Raw genomic sequence first — 16,137 nt, 5'->3', positions numbered from 1 at the left:
TTTTATAACTAATTGATTTTGTAAATTTACATTCCCAAATCAATGGGAATATTAATTTTTTTGCAAATGTTAAAAAAAGGATCCAAACTAAATAGTATTTTAACAGGAAGTTGTCCAAAATGCCAAAAAGAAAGCATGTATTCAGACAAAAATCCGCTTCATTTGACTAAAGTTCTAAAAATGAACGATCATTGTAGTCATTGTGGATTAAAATATCAAATTGAACCCTCGTTTTTTTACGGTGCAATGTATGTAAGCTACGGATTGAATGTTGCTGTGGGAATTGCAGCTTTTATTGTTTCATTTGTCTTTTTTGGAGTTACTATAGAACAATCATTTTTGGCTATAGTCATCTCATTAATTGTGTTATTCCCTTTTGTTTTAAGGCTTTCCAGAAACTTATATATTAATATGTTTGTTTCGTACGATCCTAAGGCCGGTCAGAAATAAAAGATTTCAGGTATTTTTTATGAAATCTTTTAATATCAATTTCAGGACTTAAAGCAACATTATTTTCTATATTATCAAATAAAGCTTTTGCCATCGCTGGTCCAAGCATTACACCGCGCGTTCCTAATCCGTTAAGAATATGCAGTGATTTACGTTCATGATGAGTCCCAATCAAAGGCCTTCTGTCTTTAACAGTCGGTCGCACTCCCCCAAAATGCTGTATGATTTCAAAATCACACATCAAAATTTCTCGAATACGATCAATAAGCTCCTGTTTTCCTTCTTCAGTTGGCAAATCGGTTTTGTCCTGCCAATTATAAGTTGCTCCTACTTTAAACAAATCATTACCCATTGGCAGTATAAATACACTTGTATTTACAATAACATCCAGGTCCAAATCGGGTGCTTTTATAATAAGAAGCTCACCTTTGGTTCCATCCAAAGGCAAGTAATTGAAAAATGCATTTTTATGTAATCCAAAGCCTTCTGCAAAAATAATATTACGAGCCTTTATATTTTTGTATTGAATTCCGTAATCAAAAAATTCAACGTAGAGAGAATCAAAAGATTCCTCAACTAATAAATCATTTTCTTGTAAGTATTTCTTGTAACTATCTAATAACAAAGCTGTGTTTACATATCCTGTATGCAAAACTTCGCCATAATCGTATGGAGAATCAATACCACTATATTTTTTAGAAATTATTTTCGTCGATAAAAAAGGTGCCAGATTTTTTCTATCGGAGGCAGCAAACCAGTTATTTTGTTCTTCAATCGAAAAAAACTTCCTTAAAATAGGAAGTCTGAAATTAAATTTCGTTTTTAGCTTTCCTTCAATATCATTGTAAAATTCATCCATCAAATTTAATTGTTCTTCCGCATTCCAAACTTCACTGAAACGCTTTAAAATAACCGGATTATATAAACCGCCAGCAACTCTTGAAGAAACCTGCGATTTATTATCCATTACTAAAATAGATTTATTGTTTTTAAGGGCTATTTCAGCAAATGAAATTCCGGCTAAGCCAGATCCGACAATTAAATAATCAAGCATAATTTATGGGTAAAAAAAAGAAAAAACTCTTACTACTACAAAGGTAACAAGAGTTTTCGTTATAATGTAATTTAGAACTTAGTAGTTCCACATATTTTCTTCAAAATTGCGAATCTTCTCTTTTATTCTTTCAGATTCAAACAACTGATCTTGTGCGTTATTTTTAATGTATTCTTTAATCTCCCGATCTCCGTACATATTTTCTTCTTTATAAATTACGGCGTTAAAATGTCTTGAATTTAAAATCTGATCAAATGAGATTGGACGGGCAGAGTTACTATCATTAAATGCTTTTCCTTCGTGCAAAACTTCACGCGCATTTGGGAAAAAAACCCAAAATAACTCGATATAATCTTTTTCGTCACTATTCATTGTATAAACATCAGGAGTTACGGGGCAAATACCCAATAGACGATATCTCAAATCACTTTCACGTTTGTCAAAATACCAGTATCCTTTAATTTTATACTGAGTTACATCGGCTGCAGTTAAATCCTGCTTCAGAATATATTCCGCCGGGACTGTTCTTGTTGGTCCAATAGTTTGATCAACATAAGAAACAACTTTCTTTTTTCCTGTTCCTGTAACTACTTTTTTCTTGATTACACGCGTTTTAAAATCATCAGGATATTGGTTAATCAATTCTCTACCAGCATCTGTTGTATCAACACGAGAAAGTGACCCCTGAATGTCTTTAAGTGTTTTCTTAGTGTTGAAATAACTATCAGAGTAGACCTCAGTTATTCTTCCTTCTCTCATGGCTTTAGTTAAAACATCATAAAGAGAACGTCTGTCAGTGCCAATATTAGCGGTATCAACTGGAAAATATAAAGGAAAATTAATTTTTTCATTTAAGTCAATAATCTCCCAAACTGTTTTTCCCATTAAAACATCCCTGTCATCAACATACCCATAAGCCAGTGGCTTATCGTTATCAGAAATAAGCTGAGCAGGACTTTTCATCCCAATTTGATCAGCCGATTTTGCATTCAATAAATTAGATTGTGCACTAGAAGCAAAACTTCCTAAGACACAAACAATAGCGATTAAAATTCTTTTTACTTTCATCATCATATCATTAAAACATATTAAACGTAAAATTATATATTTTATTGCTATTTTTCTTACATTAAATAAGAAAATTAAAAACGATTATAAAAACCCAAAAAAAAACTTTACAACTTTATTCAAATTTGAGTTTAAAAAATAATTCTAATAAGATGGGGGCAAAAAAAAAACTCTTACTACAAATATAGTAAGAGTTTTTTATAAAATTTTTATTTAGAACTTAGTAGTTCCACATATCTTGCTCGAAGTTACGGATTTTCTCTTTCACTCTCTCAGATTCTAATAACTGATTTTGTGCGTTATCTTTCATGTATTCTTTGATCTCACGATCTCCGTACAAGTTTTCTTCTTTGTAGACAACAGCATTAAAACGTCTTGAATTTAAAATTTGATCGAAAGAAATTGGTAATGCTGAATTACTATCATTAAAAGCTTTTGCTTCATGCAAAGCTTCTCTTGAATTAGGATAGAAAATCCAGAATAATTCAATATAATCCTTTTCGTCACTGTTCATTGTATAAACGTCCGGAGTTACAGGGCAAATACCCAATAAACGATACTTCAATTCACTCTGACGTTTGTCAAAATACCAGTACCCTTTAATTTTGTATTGTGTAACATCTGCAGAAGTAAGATCCTGTCTTAGGACATACTCAGCAGGAACCGTTCTTGTTGGCCCAACTGTTTCGTCAACATAAGTAACCACTTTCTTTTTACCAGTACCAGTAACTACTTTTTTCTTCACAACACGTGTTTTGTAGTCATCAGGATATTGATTGATTAACTCTCTACCAGCATCTGTTGTATCAATACGAGATAATGAACCCTCAATATCTTTCAAAGATTTTTTAGTATTGAAATAACTATCAGAGTACACTTCAGTTATCTTGCCATTTTTCATAGCTTTAGTCAAAACGTCATATAATGAACGTCTGTCAGCACCAATGTTAGCAGTATCTACCGGAAAGTATAATGGAAAATTAATTTTCTCATTCAAATCGATGATTTCCCAAGTAGTTTTTCCCATCAATACATCTCTATCATCTACATAACCGTAAGCTAACGGTTTGTCATTATCTGAGATAAGCTGTGCAGGAGTCTTAAGTCCTATTTGTGCAGGTGTTTTTGCATTAAGCAAATTAGATTGCGCGTTAGCTGCAAATCCTCCTGCAATAGAAACAATAGCTATTAAAAAATTTCTTACTTTCATCGTGGTATCATTATAAGATATTGAACGTAGTTTTACCTACTTTATTATTGTATTTCGTAAATTACCGGAGCAGTTCTTGGTAATAAATAACTACCAGCTCCAACAAGTTTAGTTTTAATTTCAGAAATAGTAACCTGATCACCTTTCCCAGCTCTTGAAAGAATTTGTTTGCATTGCGCATTTAATCTGTTACCAGAAACAACAACTGTAGGTTGTCCAGTAACTTTTAAGTTAAATCCAACAACATCTAAACCAACTTCGAAATCAAAATCAAGTAATTTAGCACCAATTGTAGCAATTTCTAAGTTAGATTTAGGTCCTTTAACAACACCCATTTCACCTCTAATTGTACCTGTTGGTCCAGGAATACCTTTAATTCTAAATGTTTTCTTATCTGTAACTTTATCTCCGTTTGGTAATGTTCCGGTAACAGAAATTGTAGTCTCTGTTCCCTGACCCGGGCTCATGTTATATTTACCTGGTTTACCAGCAGAAGCTAATCCCGGAGCACTTGCAACAATTTTGTTAGCATCAACACCAGCAAAAGATACAGAGATTGGGTTAACTACACCTCTATAAACAACATTCATTTTATCAGCAGAAATAGTAGCAGAGTTTGGTTTAGGTACTACAACATATTTTCCAGCAAATTTAAGCGGAATGTTTTTACCATCCTCTAAGAATGTAAACTGTCCGTTAATATCTTGCTCTCCAACACCACCTGCAGTTAATGAAATAACAGCTTGTCCGTTAACAATTTGTCCAGGACCTTGGAATGAAGTTGGTTTTGTATTTTCGTCATAACGACCTAAAACTACTTTACCAGTTACTTTTTCTCCTTGGAAATAAGCATTTTTATCTAAAACAACGATAGCTTGATAATTACTGTAAGAAGCAGCAGCAACTGCAGCTTTTCCTAAAGCACTGTTGTAAACATCAGTTTCAGCTTTTTTAACATCATTTTGCCAAGTTGAAAGTTTTGCAGCCGAAGCAATTGCAGGGAAACCTTTAAAGTGGTAGTCTAAGTATTTTTGTTTTACACCTTCTTTATTTTTTACATCCGAAACATCAAATTTCTTTTCAATTTCTGCGATAATTGGAGCATATTTTTTATCTGTTCCTAAAGCAGCTTTCATGTCTGCTTTGTATTTTTGAATTGCAGCAATAATATCGTTACCTTTTTTAGTGTAACCGTCTCCTGTAAACCAGTCGTCGATATTATCTCCTCTATCCATTGCCTCGTAAGGTAATTTTCCAGTTTCTTTTTCTACTTCAAAACCTTTGATAGATTGAGCTTTTAAAGTTGCAATATAATCATAAAATCCTTTTGAGATAGCTTCTACTTTGTGAGCAGTTACTGCAGCAATAGCGAATTCTCCTTTTGCTTCAGCAGCTTTTTGATCTAAAGATGTCAATAATGAAGTGTTTGTTGCAACTGAAGAAGTGTTTGCATCTTCAAATTTTTCATTCATCAAACCAAAAGCAGAAATTACTTCTTTCGATACGTTCATTGCCAACATTGCGATGAAAACCAGATACATCAGGTTAATCATCTTCTGTCTAGGGGTTAATTTTCCTCCTGCCATTTTTTTCTAATTAGTTCTTATTAATAATTTTAATATAATAGTCAAAAACTAATTATCCTTTGTTACTCATTGCAGAAAGCATACCACCATAAACACTGTTTAAAGAAGCAATGTTTGCAGTCATAGATTGCATTTGTTCTTTTAATTTAGATGCATTGTCAGCAATTTCCTTATTAGCTTCAGCATTTCTTGAAGCACTTTCTAATTGAACTTTGTATAAGCTGTTTAATGATTCCATTTGAGCAGCAGCCATAGATAATTCTTCGCTATATTTTTTAGTAGAAGCGATTGAATCTACAGTAGGAGCAATTCCTTTAGCAGCTGATTCGAAATTTTTGATGCTGTTTCCTAAACTTGACATTAACTCACCGTCAATTTTAGCTTCTTTTAACATTACGTCTAATTTTTGAGACAATAATCCCTGAGCATCAGAAGGAGTTTCTGCTTTGTCAGCTTTTTGTCTAGCTTGTCCATTAGCTAATTCCGGGTAAACAAGTGTCCAGTCTAATTCATCTTCAACTGGTTCGAAAGCAGAAAGGGCAAAAATTAACGCTTCAGTTAACAATCCCACAGAAAGCATTACAGTACCTGTTAATGGTCCAATTTCAAAGTGAGTAATTTTGAATAATGCTCCAACGATTACTACTGCCGCTCCCATACCATAAGCGAAATTCATTGCTTTTTTACTTAATAATGCCATAATGATAATTTTTTTTAGGTTTTAAATTTAAAATAGATTTGATTTGGTTATTGATTTAATTATAATTTACTTTTTCTTTTTTCCGCCCGTTACTTGAGTTCCCATGTAATCTTGTACAGTTCTGAAACCAATATAACTTCTGGCAGAATCTGCGTATTCGTGATCACGAGTACTTACTTGTAGGAAGTAAGCAACGTCTTTCCAAGATCCTCCACGAACCACTTTTCTTTGGTTGTTTCCATCAATTACGTTAGGGTTCATTGTCGAAACATATTCGTAAGCATTTGGATTATAAGCTGAATCCGTCCATTCTGAAACGTTTCCTGCCATGTTGTATAATCCGTAACCGTTTACTTCATATGATTTAGCCTCAACTGTATATAAAGCTTCATCAGCAGCATAATCTCCTCTGCTTGGTTTAAAGTTTGCTAAGAAACAACCTCTGTCACTTTTAGTATAAGGACCACCCCAAGGGTAAGTAGCAGATTCCAGACCTCCTCTTGCAGCATACTCCCATTCTGCCTCAGTTGGCAATCTGAAAGAGTTTACTAAATCACGTCCTTTTTTCTTAGATTTAATGTAGCTGTTTTTATTCAAAGTTCTCCACGCACAAAATGCTTTTGCTTGTTTCCATGTAACTCCAACAACAGGATAATCTCCGTAAGCTTTGTGCCAGAAATAATCATTATGCATTGGCTCATTATATGAGTAAGCAAAATCCTTAATCCACACTGTAGTATCAGGGTAAATTCTCACTTGCTCTGTTTTCACAAAGTCTTTTCTTTTTCCAACTTTAGCTTTTGCTGCAGCCTGGATATCCATCCACGAATAACGGAATTTCAATTTATTTACATCAACTGTTCTTAAACCATTATATGATTCTTCAATTGGCAAATACATAGAGTCCATTACCTCAGTATAATACTCATCCGGATAACCTTTTGTATCTTTAATTAACTTAACTTTTTTGTTTAATTTTCTACCAGCATAAGGATCATCTTTTGTTCCAACGCTATAGTAGTTATCATACATATACTTATCATAAGCCGTCATTTTATCTGGCTCAGAATCGTTAAATGCATAATCAGCAATACTTCCAGCTTTTTTACCTTTACCATCTGATGATGCTTTTTGACCAGTTTCATCAGCTAAAATAGCCAAACGTACTCTCATTGTAGAATCTTTAACCCATTCTACAAATTGACGATACTCACTGTTTGTAATCTCAGTCTCATCCATATAAAACGAACGAACTGTTACTGTTTTAGTTGGAGCGTCTTCTACATTAGCTAAATCAGCATCTGATTTACCCATGATAAAAGAACCACCTGGAACTAAAGTCATTCCATATGGCTTTTCGGGATGCCATTTCCCTCCTGTAACACCAACTAACTCACCTTTGTCACCTGACTTACCACAGCCGATTACTAGTGTTAACATTGCTGCAAATGCAATAAACTTCTTCATATAAATTTGGGATTATCTATTCATTATTATAAGTCCGTAAACGTATTTATTATTTATTAAAAAAACAACACTACTCACGAAATTTATTTCACCGTTCAAAAATAATGTTAAATAAAATAAAAAAAAAATATTTTGTCGATAAACTAGCGCAAAAAATCGACGTAAAACGTTAAATTTTATATTTTATATATATTATCTTACTAAATTATTTTAACATTTTTTTATAAAAAATCTGTTTTCTTTATTTTAGTTAAAATTTTGCTCTACAAAGCGTTTTTTCTCTGCGCTTTCCACCATCTTTCCGGCAATTCCTGGTTGCAAGCGCACAAATATTCGTCGTAAGAACAGGGTAATAACGTATTTCTTTTTAATTTATTGTGTCCATTTGATTCAAATGGAATTTCGATCCACCACCGATCTGTTTTGTCACTTTTATAAAAAATTAATTCTTCATCTTCCATTGGAACTATATATTTCAAATAGTTCGTTCTGCTTCCAAAAGGATACTCTTTAGAACGATAATGATACCCTTCTATAAAATACCAAATGATTTGTGCAATCATTGCAGACTCATATACGGTATTATTGTGATTAAAGATTCCAAATGACGAAACTTTATCGCTAATTCCCGCGTATCTTGCTAAAGCACAGATCTCTTTACCATTAAATCCATTAGGTTCAAAATTAATATTGTTACCCGAAGCAGATGATTTTACTGAATTTAAATCTATACTAACCAAATCAGCATCTCTAAAAACAGGTTCTGCCAGAGCTATATTATTCGAAATTTCACCTAATCGGTATGCATCAAAGAACAATTTTTCTATCAAATCAATTTCTTCCTGAGAATTGTAATACGTTTGATACCCGATATTACAATAATTAAAAAGATTATTTGGCTCATCAATTATGATTTTTGTGAGATATGAATTGGCCGAAACCGTCTCATTTTCCTTGCCAAAATCAAATCTGTTATCTACAGCAACCATATTAACCATTTGCTCTAAATCATCATAGGCACGATACAAAGCATAGGTTAAATCCTGTGAACCTCCCAGGACTATAGGAATCACTTTATTTTTGATTAATGCCGAAGTTACCTTCTTAAGTGCAAAATAAGTATCTTCAACTGAATCGCCAGCCAGAATATCTCCGAGGTCAGCAATAGAAGCATCCCAATTACCGGGAAACATGCCATATAGCTTTTTACGAACTGCTGTAAGGTTTACCTCATTTACAATATCAATATTTCTACGATCTTCTAAAACTCCAACAATAGCAATATTAATTTTGCTAATATCCGGAAATTGATCCTGAGTATGCAAAACAATTTTGCTACCCAATTCTTGAGAAGACAACGAACTAATGAATTTTAAAACTCCTTCATTAACTGGTTCTAGAAAATCAAATTCCATTTTTTATTTCTTTTTTGCAGCTGCTTTTTTAGCCGGTGCTTTTTTTGCGGTTGTTGCTTTTTTTGCTGGTGTTTTCTTTGCAGGTGTTTTGGCTGCAATCATTTCCTGAACCTGAGGTAAAGTTAATTTTGTCGCATCAACATCTTTGCTTAATTCAATTTTGATTTTACCTTTTGTAATCACCGAGCGGCCCCAACGTGCTTTTTCAACCAAAATTCCTTCTTCTTCCCAATTGTGAAGAACTTTATCTATATTTTTCTGTAATTTGTCCTCAATTAGCTCTTCAACATCTTGTTGAGATAAATTATCAAAATTGTATTTCTTGCTTACGTTTACAAAAAGACCATTCCATTTAATAAAAGGACCAAAACGCCCAACTCCTTTTTGAACAGCTTCTCCTTTATACACAGCAATTGGCGCATCAGCAAGAGCTTTTTCGTCAATTAATTCCTGAGCTCTTTCTTTAGAAACCCCAAGTGGATCTTCTCCTCTTGGCAGGGAGATAAAAACACTTCCGTGACGTACATAAGGCCCATAACGACCATTACTTACCTCTACTTCTTCTCCTTTATATTCACCTAAACTTTTAGGAAGCAAAAATAAATTTAAAGCTTCTTCAAGTGTAATGTTTCCAATATTCTGATCAGACATTAAGCTTGCAAACTTCTTATCTTCATCATCTGCTTCTCCAATTTGAGCCATCGGACCGAATTTTCCTAAACGAACAGATACTTGTCTTCCATCTGCATCTTTACCCAAAATTCTTTCTCCACTTTCACGTTCTGCGTTAGCTTCAACTTCTTTTACATTTGGGTGAAATTTATTGTAGAATTCCTGCATCATGGTCGCCCAATCAATATTTCCTTCAGCAATTTCGTCAAAATCCTGTTCTACTTTTGCCGTGAAATTATAGTCAAGAATGTTTCCGAAATTCTTAACTAAGAAATCTGTAACAATAGTTCCGATGTCTGTTGGAACTAATTTCCCTTTATCAGAACCTGTATTTTCTTTCAACAGTTTCTCTCCTACTTTACCTGTTTGCAAAGTAAGCTGTGTATAATTACGTTCCTGACCTTCAAGAGTTCCTTTTTCAACATAATTTCTGTTGATGATAGTCGAAATAGTTGGTGCATACGTAGACGGACGTCCAATTCCTAATTCTTCTAATTTTTTCACCAACGAAGCTTCTGTATAACGAGCCGGTGGTCTTGAATATCTTTCTGTAGCTGTAATATAGTTATTCGCTAACTTTTCGTTTACTTTTAAAGCTGGCAACATTCCTTCTTGTTCTTCTTCATCATCATCATGTCCTTCAAGATAAACTTTAAGGAAACCTTCAAAAAGTAAAACTTCTCCCGATGCAGTAAAAAGTTCATCGTGATTATTCGCTTCAATTTTTACGTTTGTTCTTTCTAATTGTGCATCACTCATTTGAGACGCCAATGTTCTTTTCCAGATCAAATCATACAAACGAGCCTGATCACGGTCAATATTTACCGTGTGACGCGACATATCAGTCGGACGAATTGCTTCGTGCGCTTCTTGTGCTCCTTTGCTTTTGTTTGCGAAAGTTCTCGGTTTCGAAAACTCTTTTCCGTATGATTTTATGATTTCAGCTTCGGCAGCATCCATTGCATCTTTAGAAAGATTCACACTATCGGTTCTCATATACGTAATAAGTCCCGCTTCGTATAAACGCTGTGCAAGCTGCATGGTGATTCCTACCGGCAAATACAATTTTCTGGCAGCTTCCTGTTGAAGTGTAGAAGTTGTAAATGGTGCTGTTGGAGATTTTTTGGTAGGTTTAGTTTCTAAATCGGCTACCTTATATTGTGATCCGATGTTTTGTTTTAAAAAATCTTCGGCTTCTTTTTTTGTATTGAAATTTTTTGGCAATTTGGCTTTGAAAGCTTTTCCGGCTTCATTTACAAATTCTGCCACTACAGAATAACTTGCAACTGCATTGAAATTCTGAATTTCGCGTTCTCTTTCTACAATTAAACGAACAGAAACTGATTGTACACGTCCGGCAGAAAGTCCACCTTTAATTTTTCTCCATAAAACCGGAGATAATTCATAACCTACTAAACGATCTAAAACACGACGTGCCTGTTGTGCATTTACTAAGTTATAATCAATTTCTCTTGGATTGTCGATTGCTTTAAGAATCGCAGTTTTGGTAATCTCATGAAAAACAATTCGCTTGGTTTTTTTGATATCAAGTTTTAATTCTTCCGCCAGGTGCCATGAAATAGCCTCCCCCTCGCGGTCCTCATCGCTTGCTAACCAAACCATTTCGGCATTTTTAGATAGTGTCTTTAATTTACTTACTAAGGCTTTTTTATCCGGAGAAACTTCATATTTAGGTTTAAATCCATTTTCAACATCTACTCCTATTTCCTTAGATGGTAAGTCTGCTATGTGCCCATAACTAGACTCGACCTGAAAATCACTTCCTAGAAATTTCTCTATCGTTTTCGCCTTTGCAGGTGATTCCACTATTACTAAATTCTTTGCCATTGATCTATTTTTCTGCAACAAAAGTAGAAGTTTTTTTTAAATATCAACCTTGATAATGCATTTTTGAGGTATTTTGATATTATGTTTCCAAAAATTGCAGATTTATCTGTAAACTAATCTATAATATATATAGGTATAACTTTTAAAGAAAGTAAGGTTCAGATATGCGCTTTTTTTAACAGTAAACTTCTTAGAAGGAATTTTAGATTGTAGATTTTAGAGGTTAGATTATAGATTAAGTTTCATTTATGACTTTGCAGTTGTTAAAATTTAACCGCAGAGTTCGCAAAGTTTTTTCGCAAAGTTCGCTAAGTTTGAATCTGAGCTGAAAAATTTGAGGGGAAGTTCACAAAGCTTTGAGAATCTTTTTAATCTTCAATCTGTGGCTAAACTTATTTAGAGTTGCTGCTAGATTTGACCACAGAGTTCGTATAGGTTTTTACAAAGTACAATAAGTTTTATTTGAGCTGAAAAATTTCAAAGGAAGTTCACAAAGCTTTGAAGCCATAAAAAAGCTTCTGTAGACTCCACAAACCAATCTAAAATCTTAACTCTAAAATCTAAAATTTCTTTTCTGCCATCTTGTCATAATCATACCTTTTGCGTTATCTTTGCACTTTGAATTTATACAATGGAAAAGATTATTGAAGAAAGCAAACAAGGCGAAAGTCTTGTTTTGGAGAATAAACCTGAGAATACAAAAAAACTTTTTATAGAAAGTTACGGTTGTGCGATGAATTTTTCGGACAGTGAAATCGTAGCTTCCATTTTATCCGGAAATGGATACAATACAACACAAACGCTTGAAGATGCTGATTTGGTTTTAGTAAATACTTGTTCAATTCGGGACAAGGCTGAACAAACTATTCGCAAACGTCTGGAAAAATATAATGCGGTAAAACGTATTAACCCAAAAATGAAAGTGGGCGTTTTGGGCTGTATGGCCGAGCGTTTGAAAAGTCAGTTTCTGGAAGAAGAAAAAATAGTCGATCTTGTTGTTGGGCCTGATGCTTACAAAGATCTTCCTAATTTATTGGCAGAAGTTGAAGAAGGCCGCGACGCCATCAATGTAATTTTATCAAAAGAAGAAACATACGGAGATATTTCGCCGGTTCGTTTAATGAGCAACGGAATTACAGCTTTGGTTTCAATAACTCGTGGTTGCGATAATATGTGTACGTTTTGCGTTGTACCTTTTACACGCGGACGTGAGCGCAGTCGTGAGCCGCAGAGTATTATGGGAGAAATTCAGGATTTGTGGAACAAAGGTTTTAAAGAAATAACGCTTTTAGGACAAAACGTTGACAGTTACCTTTGGTACGGCGGTGGTTTGAAAAAAGATTTCGAAAATGCCTCTGAAATGCAAAAAGCGACAGCTGTTGATTTTGATCAATTGCTTGAAATGGTTGCGGTTGGTTTTCCAAAAATGAGAATCAGATTTTCGACTTCTAATCCGCAGGATATGCACGAAAGCGTTTTGCATGTAATCGCCAAATATCCAAATATTTGTAAACACATTCACTTGCCAGTTCAATCCGGAAGTAATAGAATTTTAAAAGAAATGAATCGTTTGCACACTCGTGAAGAATACATGACTTTGATTGATAAAATCAGAGCCATTATTCCAAATGCTTCGATTTCGCAAGATATGATTGCCGGTTTTCCAACTGAAACTGAGCAAGATCATCAAGACACAATGAGTTTGATGGAATATGTGAAATATAATTTCGGTTATATGTATTCGTATTCTGAGCGCCCCGGAACTTTGGCCGGAAGAAAAATGGAAGATGATGTTCCGGAAGAAACAAAAGCCAGAAGATTACAGGAAATTGTTGATCTTCAGCAAAAACACGCCTGGTTCCGTAGCGAAGAATTCGTTGGACAAATTGTTGAAGTTCTTGTAGAAAAAGTGTCTAAAAAATCAACTGAAGAATTCTCAGGAAGAAACTCGCAAAGTATTACGGTTGTTTTCCCAAAAGAGAATTATAAAATAGGAGATTTTGTAAACGTAAAAATTACAAGCTGTACTAGCGGAACTCTAAAAGGTGAAGCGGTTGGATATTCTGAAATGAATTAAAAAAAGTTCGCCACGAATTTCACTAATTTACACTAATTTTCTTACTTTATTTTTTAATTCTATAAGTTTGCGAAAAAACTCAATATGGAATTATATAGAAAAGAGGAGTATTATAAAATAGTTGGAATTTGTATGGAAGTTCACCGAATTCTTGGCGGAGGACTTCTTGAAGTTGTTTACAAGGATGCTTTAGAATATGAATTTAGAAAACATAATATTCCTTTTCAGCGTGAAAAAGAATATAATATCAAATATAAAGACATTGTTTTAGCACATAAATTCTATGCTGATTTTATAGTTTATGAAGAAATCATTTTAGAAATAAAGGCGTCAAAAGATATAATTGATGAGCATATTGCTCAAACAATAAATTATTTAAAACTTGCAGATAGTGATTTAGGAATTATTATTAACTTTAGTAAGAAGTCATTAGAGCATAAAAGAGTTATACATTAACCCGATTTTAAAAATTTGTGAAAATTAGTGAAATTCGTGGCAAAAGAAACAAAATTTTACATGGAAACAGTTCAAGCAATAAAACAACGATTTGAGATTATTGGAAATGATCCGAAATTAAATCGTGCCATTGAAAAAGCCATTCAGGTTGCGCCTACTGATATTTCGGTAATGGTAACTGGGGAAAGTGGTGTTGGTAAAGAGAATATTCCGAGAATAATTCATTCACTTTCACACAGAAAGCATGGAAAATATATTGCTGTAAACTGTGGTGCAATTCCGGAAGGAACAATTGACAGTGAGCTTTTTGGACACGAAAAAGGCGCTTTTACCGGAGCTACAAGCACACGTGAAGGTTATTTTGAAGTGGCTGATGGCGGAACCATTTTCCTGGATGAAGTTGGTGAATTGCCGTTAACCACTCAGGTTCGTTTGCTTCGTGTACTTGAAAATGGAGAATTTATAAAAGTAGGTTCGTCTCAGGTTCAAAAAACGAACGTGAGAATTGTTGCTGCAACCAATGTCAATTTATTTAATGCGATCGAAAAAGGAAAATTTCGTGAGGATTTATATTATCGTTTAACTACCGTAGAAATCACTTTACCGCCTTTGCGTGAAAGAAACGAGGATATTCATTTATTGTTTAGAAAATTTGTTGCCGATTTTGCACATAAATATAAAATGCCTCCGTTAAAGCTAGATGATGATGCAGTTCAGCTTTTGCAAAAATTCAGATGGAACGGAAACATTCGTCAGCTGCGAAATGTAGCGGAACAGATTTCTGTTTTAGAAACCAATCGCGATATTACATTGGCGACTTTACAATCGTATTTGCCAACTGAAGGAAGTAATTTGCCATCGGTAATTAATGATAAAAAGAAAGAAAGCGATTTTAGTACCGAAAGAGATATTTTGTACAAAGTGCTTTTTGACATGAAAAGTGATTTGAACGATTTGAAAAAACTCACTTTAGAATTGATGAAAAATGGATCTTCGAAAGTGCAGGACATTAATCCAAATTTGATTCAGAAAATATACGGTTCGCAGGAAAATGACAGTGAAATAGATTTTGAAGAAGAACCGAGAACTGCTGTTATGACGCCTGCAACACGCGAAGACAATTATCAGATTCAAGACGATAATTATTTGTTTGCCGAAACGATAGAGGAAGAAGAAATTTTACGTTTAGAACAAAAAGAAATCGAAATGATCAAAAAATCATTAGAAAAAAACAAAGGAAAACGTAAAGCCGCCGCAGATGAATTAGGTATTTCTGAAAGAACTTTATATAGAAAGATTAAACAATTTGATTTATAGTTTTGCTACAAAGACGCTAAGACGCAAAATGTTTTAAACGAAAATTATATCTTTGACCTAGCGTGAGCGAACTCGCAAATGAATTCTTAAAATAAAAAATGAAAAACTTAAAATATCTTTTAATTCTGTTAGTTGCTACGACTTTTAGCGGCTGTGGAGTTTATAATTTTACCGGAACAGGAAAAATTGATGCCGAAACTTTTCAGGTGAATTTCTTTCAGAATAATGCTGATTTGATAGAACCTGGAATCGACAGAGATTTCACATTGGCATTACAAGACTTAATTCAGAATCAAACTAACTTAAACCTGGTAAGCAGCGGTGGTGATTTAACTTATGAAGGAGAAATTGTAGATTACAGAACAACACCAATGACTGCAACTGCAGATCAGCAAGCGGCACAAAACCGTTTGACAATTCGTATAAATGTTCGATTTACAAACAAAAAGAAAGAAACAGATGATTTTGAAAAAACATTTGAGTTCTACAAAGATTATCCAGGAACAACGCAACTTGTTGGTTCTTCTTTAAATGCTGCCATCAAAGAAATTTATGACCGTATTACTCAGGATATTTTCAATGAGTCATTAGCAAAATGGTAGTTTTTCTGGTTTAATCGGTAAATCATTTATTCGTTAAATCGATTAAAGCGGTTAAACAAATAAACGATTAAACAAATAAGCAAAGTCAACGATTAAACAAAAAAAAAACAATGAATGTAACTGATTATACATACCTAATAAACAAACCCGATGCCATTACAGAAAAGCAAACGGAGGCATTAGGCAATGTTTTGATTGAATTTCCGTATTTTCAA

Annotated in this window: 13 protein-coding genes; 5 read left to right on the top strand and 8 right to left on the bottom strand. The window is 33.8% G+C overall.

Features of this window, described 5'->3' with window-relative positions; translation table 11 throughout:
• Positions 1-66 precede the first annotated feature (66 nt).
• Complete coding sequence (locus SD960_RS07915) at positions 67-450, top strand: DUF983 domain-containing protein (protein ID WP_115843208.1); 384 nt, start codon at positions 67-69, stop codon at positions 448-450.
• Here the strand turns inward: SD960_RS07915 and SD960_RS07910 are convergent.
• The 8 genes from SD960_RS07910 to topA form a co-directional block, all read right to left on the bottom strand.
• Positions 431-1,504, bottom strand: a complete 1,074-nt coding sequence (locus SD960_RS07910; RefSeq protein ID WP_318802104.1) for an FAD-binding oxidoreductase — start codon at positions 1,502-1,504, stop codon at positions 431-433. The genes SD960_RS07915 and SD960_RS07910 overlap by 20 nt on opposite strands.
• A gap of 78 nt (positions 1,505-1,582) precedes the next feature.
• Positions 1,583-2,572: a gliding motility protein GldN gene (gene gldN / locus SD960_RS07905; RefSeq protein ID WP_318802253.1), complete on the bottom strand. Its 990-nt coding sequence runs from the start codon at positions 2,570-2,572 to the stop codon at positions 1,583-1,585.
• A gap of 220 nt (positions 2,573-2,792) precedes the next feature.
• Positions 2,793-3,782 (bottom strand): gliding motility protein GldN, encoded by a 990-nt coding sequence (gene gldN / locus SD960_RS07900; RefSeq protein ID WP_042563878.1) that lies wholly within the window; start codon positions 3,780-3,782, stop codon positions 2,793-2,795.
• Positions 3,783-3,826: 44 nt separating this feature from the next.
• The gene (gldM, locus tag SD960_RS07895; protein WP_318802102.1) at positions 3,827-5,368 is read right to left on the bottom strand and encodes a gliding motility protein GldM; all 1,542 of its coding nucleotides are present in this window, start codon (positions 5,366-5,368) and stop codon (positions 3,827-3,829) included.
• A 52-nt stretch (positions 5,369-5,420) separates the two neighbouring features.
• A complete protein-coding gene (gene gldL / locus SD960_RS07890; protein ID WP_115843218.1) occupies positions 5,421-6,068 on the bottom strand; it encodes a gliding motility protein GldL in 648 nt (215 codons plus the stop codon).
• Between the two features lie 66 nt (positions 6,069-6,134).
• Positions 6,135-7,535: a gliding motility lipoprotein GldK gene (gene gldK / locus SD960_RS07885; RefSeq protein WP_318802099.1), complete on the bottom strand. Its 1,401-nt coding sequence runs from the start codon at positions 7,533-7,535 to the stop codon at positions 6,135-6,137.
• Between the two features lie 263 nt (positions 7,536-7,798).
• Positions 7,799-8,950 (bottom strand): formimidoylglutamase, encoded by a 1,152-nt coding sequence (locus SD960_RS07880; protein WP_318802097.1) that lies wholly within the window; start codon positions 8,948-8,950, stop codon positions 7,799-7,801.
• A gap of 3 nt (positions 8,951-8,953) precedes the next feature.
• Positions 8,954-11,470: a type I DNA topoisomerase gene (gene topA / locus SD960_RS07875; RefSeq protein WP_318802095.1), complete on the bottom strand. Its 2,517-nt coding sequence runs from the start codon at positions 11,468-11,470 to the stop codon at positions 8,954-8,956.
• Positions 11,471-12,101: 631 nt separating this feature from the next.
• Here topA and miaB point away from each other — a divergent pair.
• The 4 genes from miaB (at position 12,102) to SD960_RS07855 (ending at position 15,922) form a co-directional block, all read left to right on the top strand.
• Entirely contained in the window at positions 12,102-13,547 is a 1,446-nt protein-coding gene (gene miaB, locus SD960_RS07870) for a tRNA (N6-isopentenyl adenosine(37)-C2)-methylthiotransferase MiaB (protein WP_318802093.1), read from the top strand.
• 84 nt (positions 13,548-13,631) lie between these two features.
• On the top strand, positions 13,632-14,003 hold the full coding sequence (locus SD960_RS07865) for a GxxExxY protein (protein ID WP_318802091.1): 372 nt from the start codon (positions 13,632-13,634) through the stop codon (positions 14,001-14,003).
• Positions 14,004-14,063: 60 nt separating this feature from the next.
• Complete coding sequence (locus SD960_RS07860) at positions 14,064-15,320, top strand: sigma-54 interaction domain-containing protein (RefSeq protein ID WP_073397354.1); 1,257 nt, start codon at positions 14,064-14,066, stop codon at positions 15,318-15,320.
• A 98-nt stretch (positions 15,321-15,418) separates the two neighbouring features.
• Positions 15,419-15,922: an LptE family protein gene (locus SD960_RS07855; protein WP_042563869.1), complete on the top strand. Its 504-nt coding sequence runs from the start codon at positions 15,419-15,421 to the stop codon at positions 15,920-15,922.
• Positions 15,923-16,137 lie beyond the last annotated feature (215 nt).

Source organism: Flavobacterium sp. MMLR14_040, from assembly GCF_033657265.1.
Lineage (GTDB): Bacteria > Bacteroidota > Bacteroidia > Flavobacteriales > Flavobacteriaceae > Flavobacterium.
Note: the sequence above shows the minus strand (reverse complement) of the source record. Positions and strands in the feature narration are given on the sequence as shown.

Excerpts from the sequence above, each read along its gene's own strand:
- SD960_RS07880 (WP_318802097.1), bottom strand. The coding sequence starts at position 8,950 with ATGGAATTTGATTTTCTAGAACCAGTTAATGAAGGAGTTTTAAAATTC.
- miaB (WP_318802093.1), top strand. The coding sequence starts at position 12,102 with ATGGAAAAGATTATTGAAGAAAGCAAACAAGGCGAAAGTCTTGTTTTG.
- SD960_RS07915 (WP_115843208.1), top strand. The coding sequence starts at position 67 with ATGTTAAAAAAAGGATCCAAACTAAATAGTATTTTAACAGGAAGTTGT.
- topA (WP_318802095.1), bottom strand. The coding sequence starts at position 11,470 with ATGGCAAAGAATTTAGTAATAGTGGAATCACCTGCAAAGGCGAAAACG.
- gldL (WP_115843218.1), bottom strand. The coding sequence starts at position 6,068 with ATGGCATTATTAAGTAAAAAAGCAATGAATTTCGCTTATGGTATGGGA.
- gldN (WP_318802253.1), bottom strand. The coding sequence starts at position 2,572 with ATGAAAGTAAAAAGAATTTTAATCGCTATTGTTTGTGTCTTAGGAAGT.
- gldK (WP_318802099.1), bottom strand. The coding sequence starts at position 7,535 with ATGAAGAAGTTTATTGCATTTGCAGCAATGTTAACACTAGTAATCGGC.
- gldN (WP_042563878.1), bottom strand. The coding sequence starts at position 3,782 with ATGAAAGTAAGAAATTTTTTAATAGCTATTGTTTCTATTGCAGGAGGA.
- gldM (WP_318802102.1), bottom strand. The coding sequence starts at position 5,368 with ATGGCAGGAGGAAAATTAACCCCTAGACAGAAGATGATTAACCTGATG.
- SD960_RS07855 (WP_042563869.1), top strand. The coding sequence starts at position 15,419 with ATGAAAAACTTAAAATATCTTTTAATTCTGTTAGTTGCTACGACTTTT.
- SD960_RS07910 (WP_318802104.1), bottom strand. The coding sequence starts at position 1,504 with ATGCTTGATTATTTAATTGTCGGATCTGGCTTAGCCGGAATTTCATTT.
- SD960_RS07860 (WP_073397354.1), top strand. The coding sequence starts at position 14,064 with ATGGAAACAGTTCAAGCAATAAAACAACGATTTGAGATTATTGGAAAT.
- SD960_RS07865 (WP_318802091.1), top strand. The coding sequence starts at position 13,632 with ATGGAATTATATAGAAAAGAGGAGTATTATAAAATAGTTGGAATTTGT.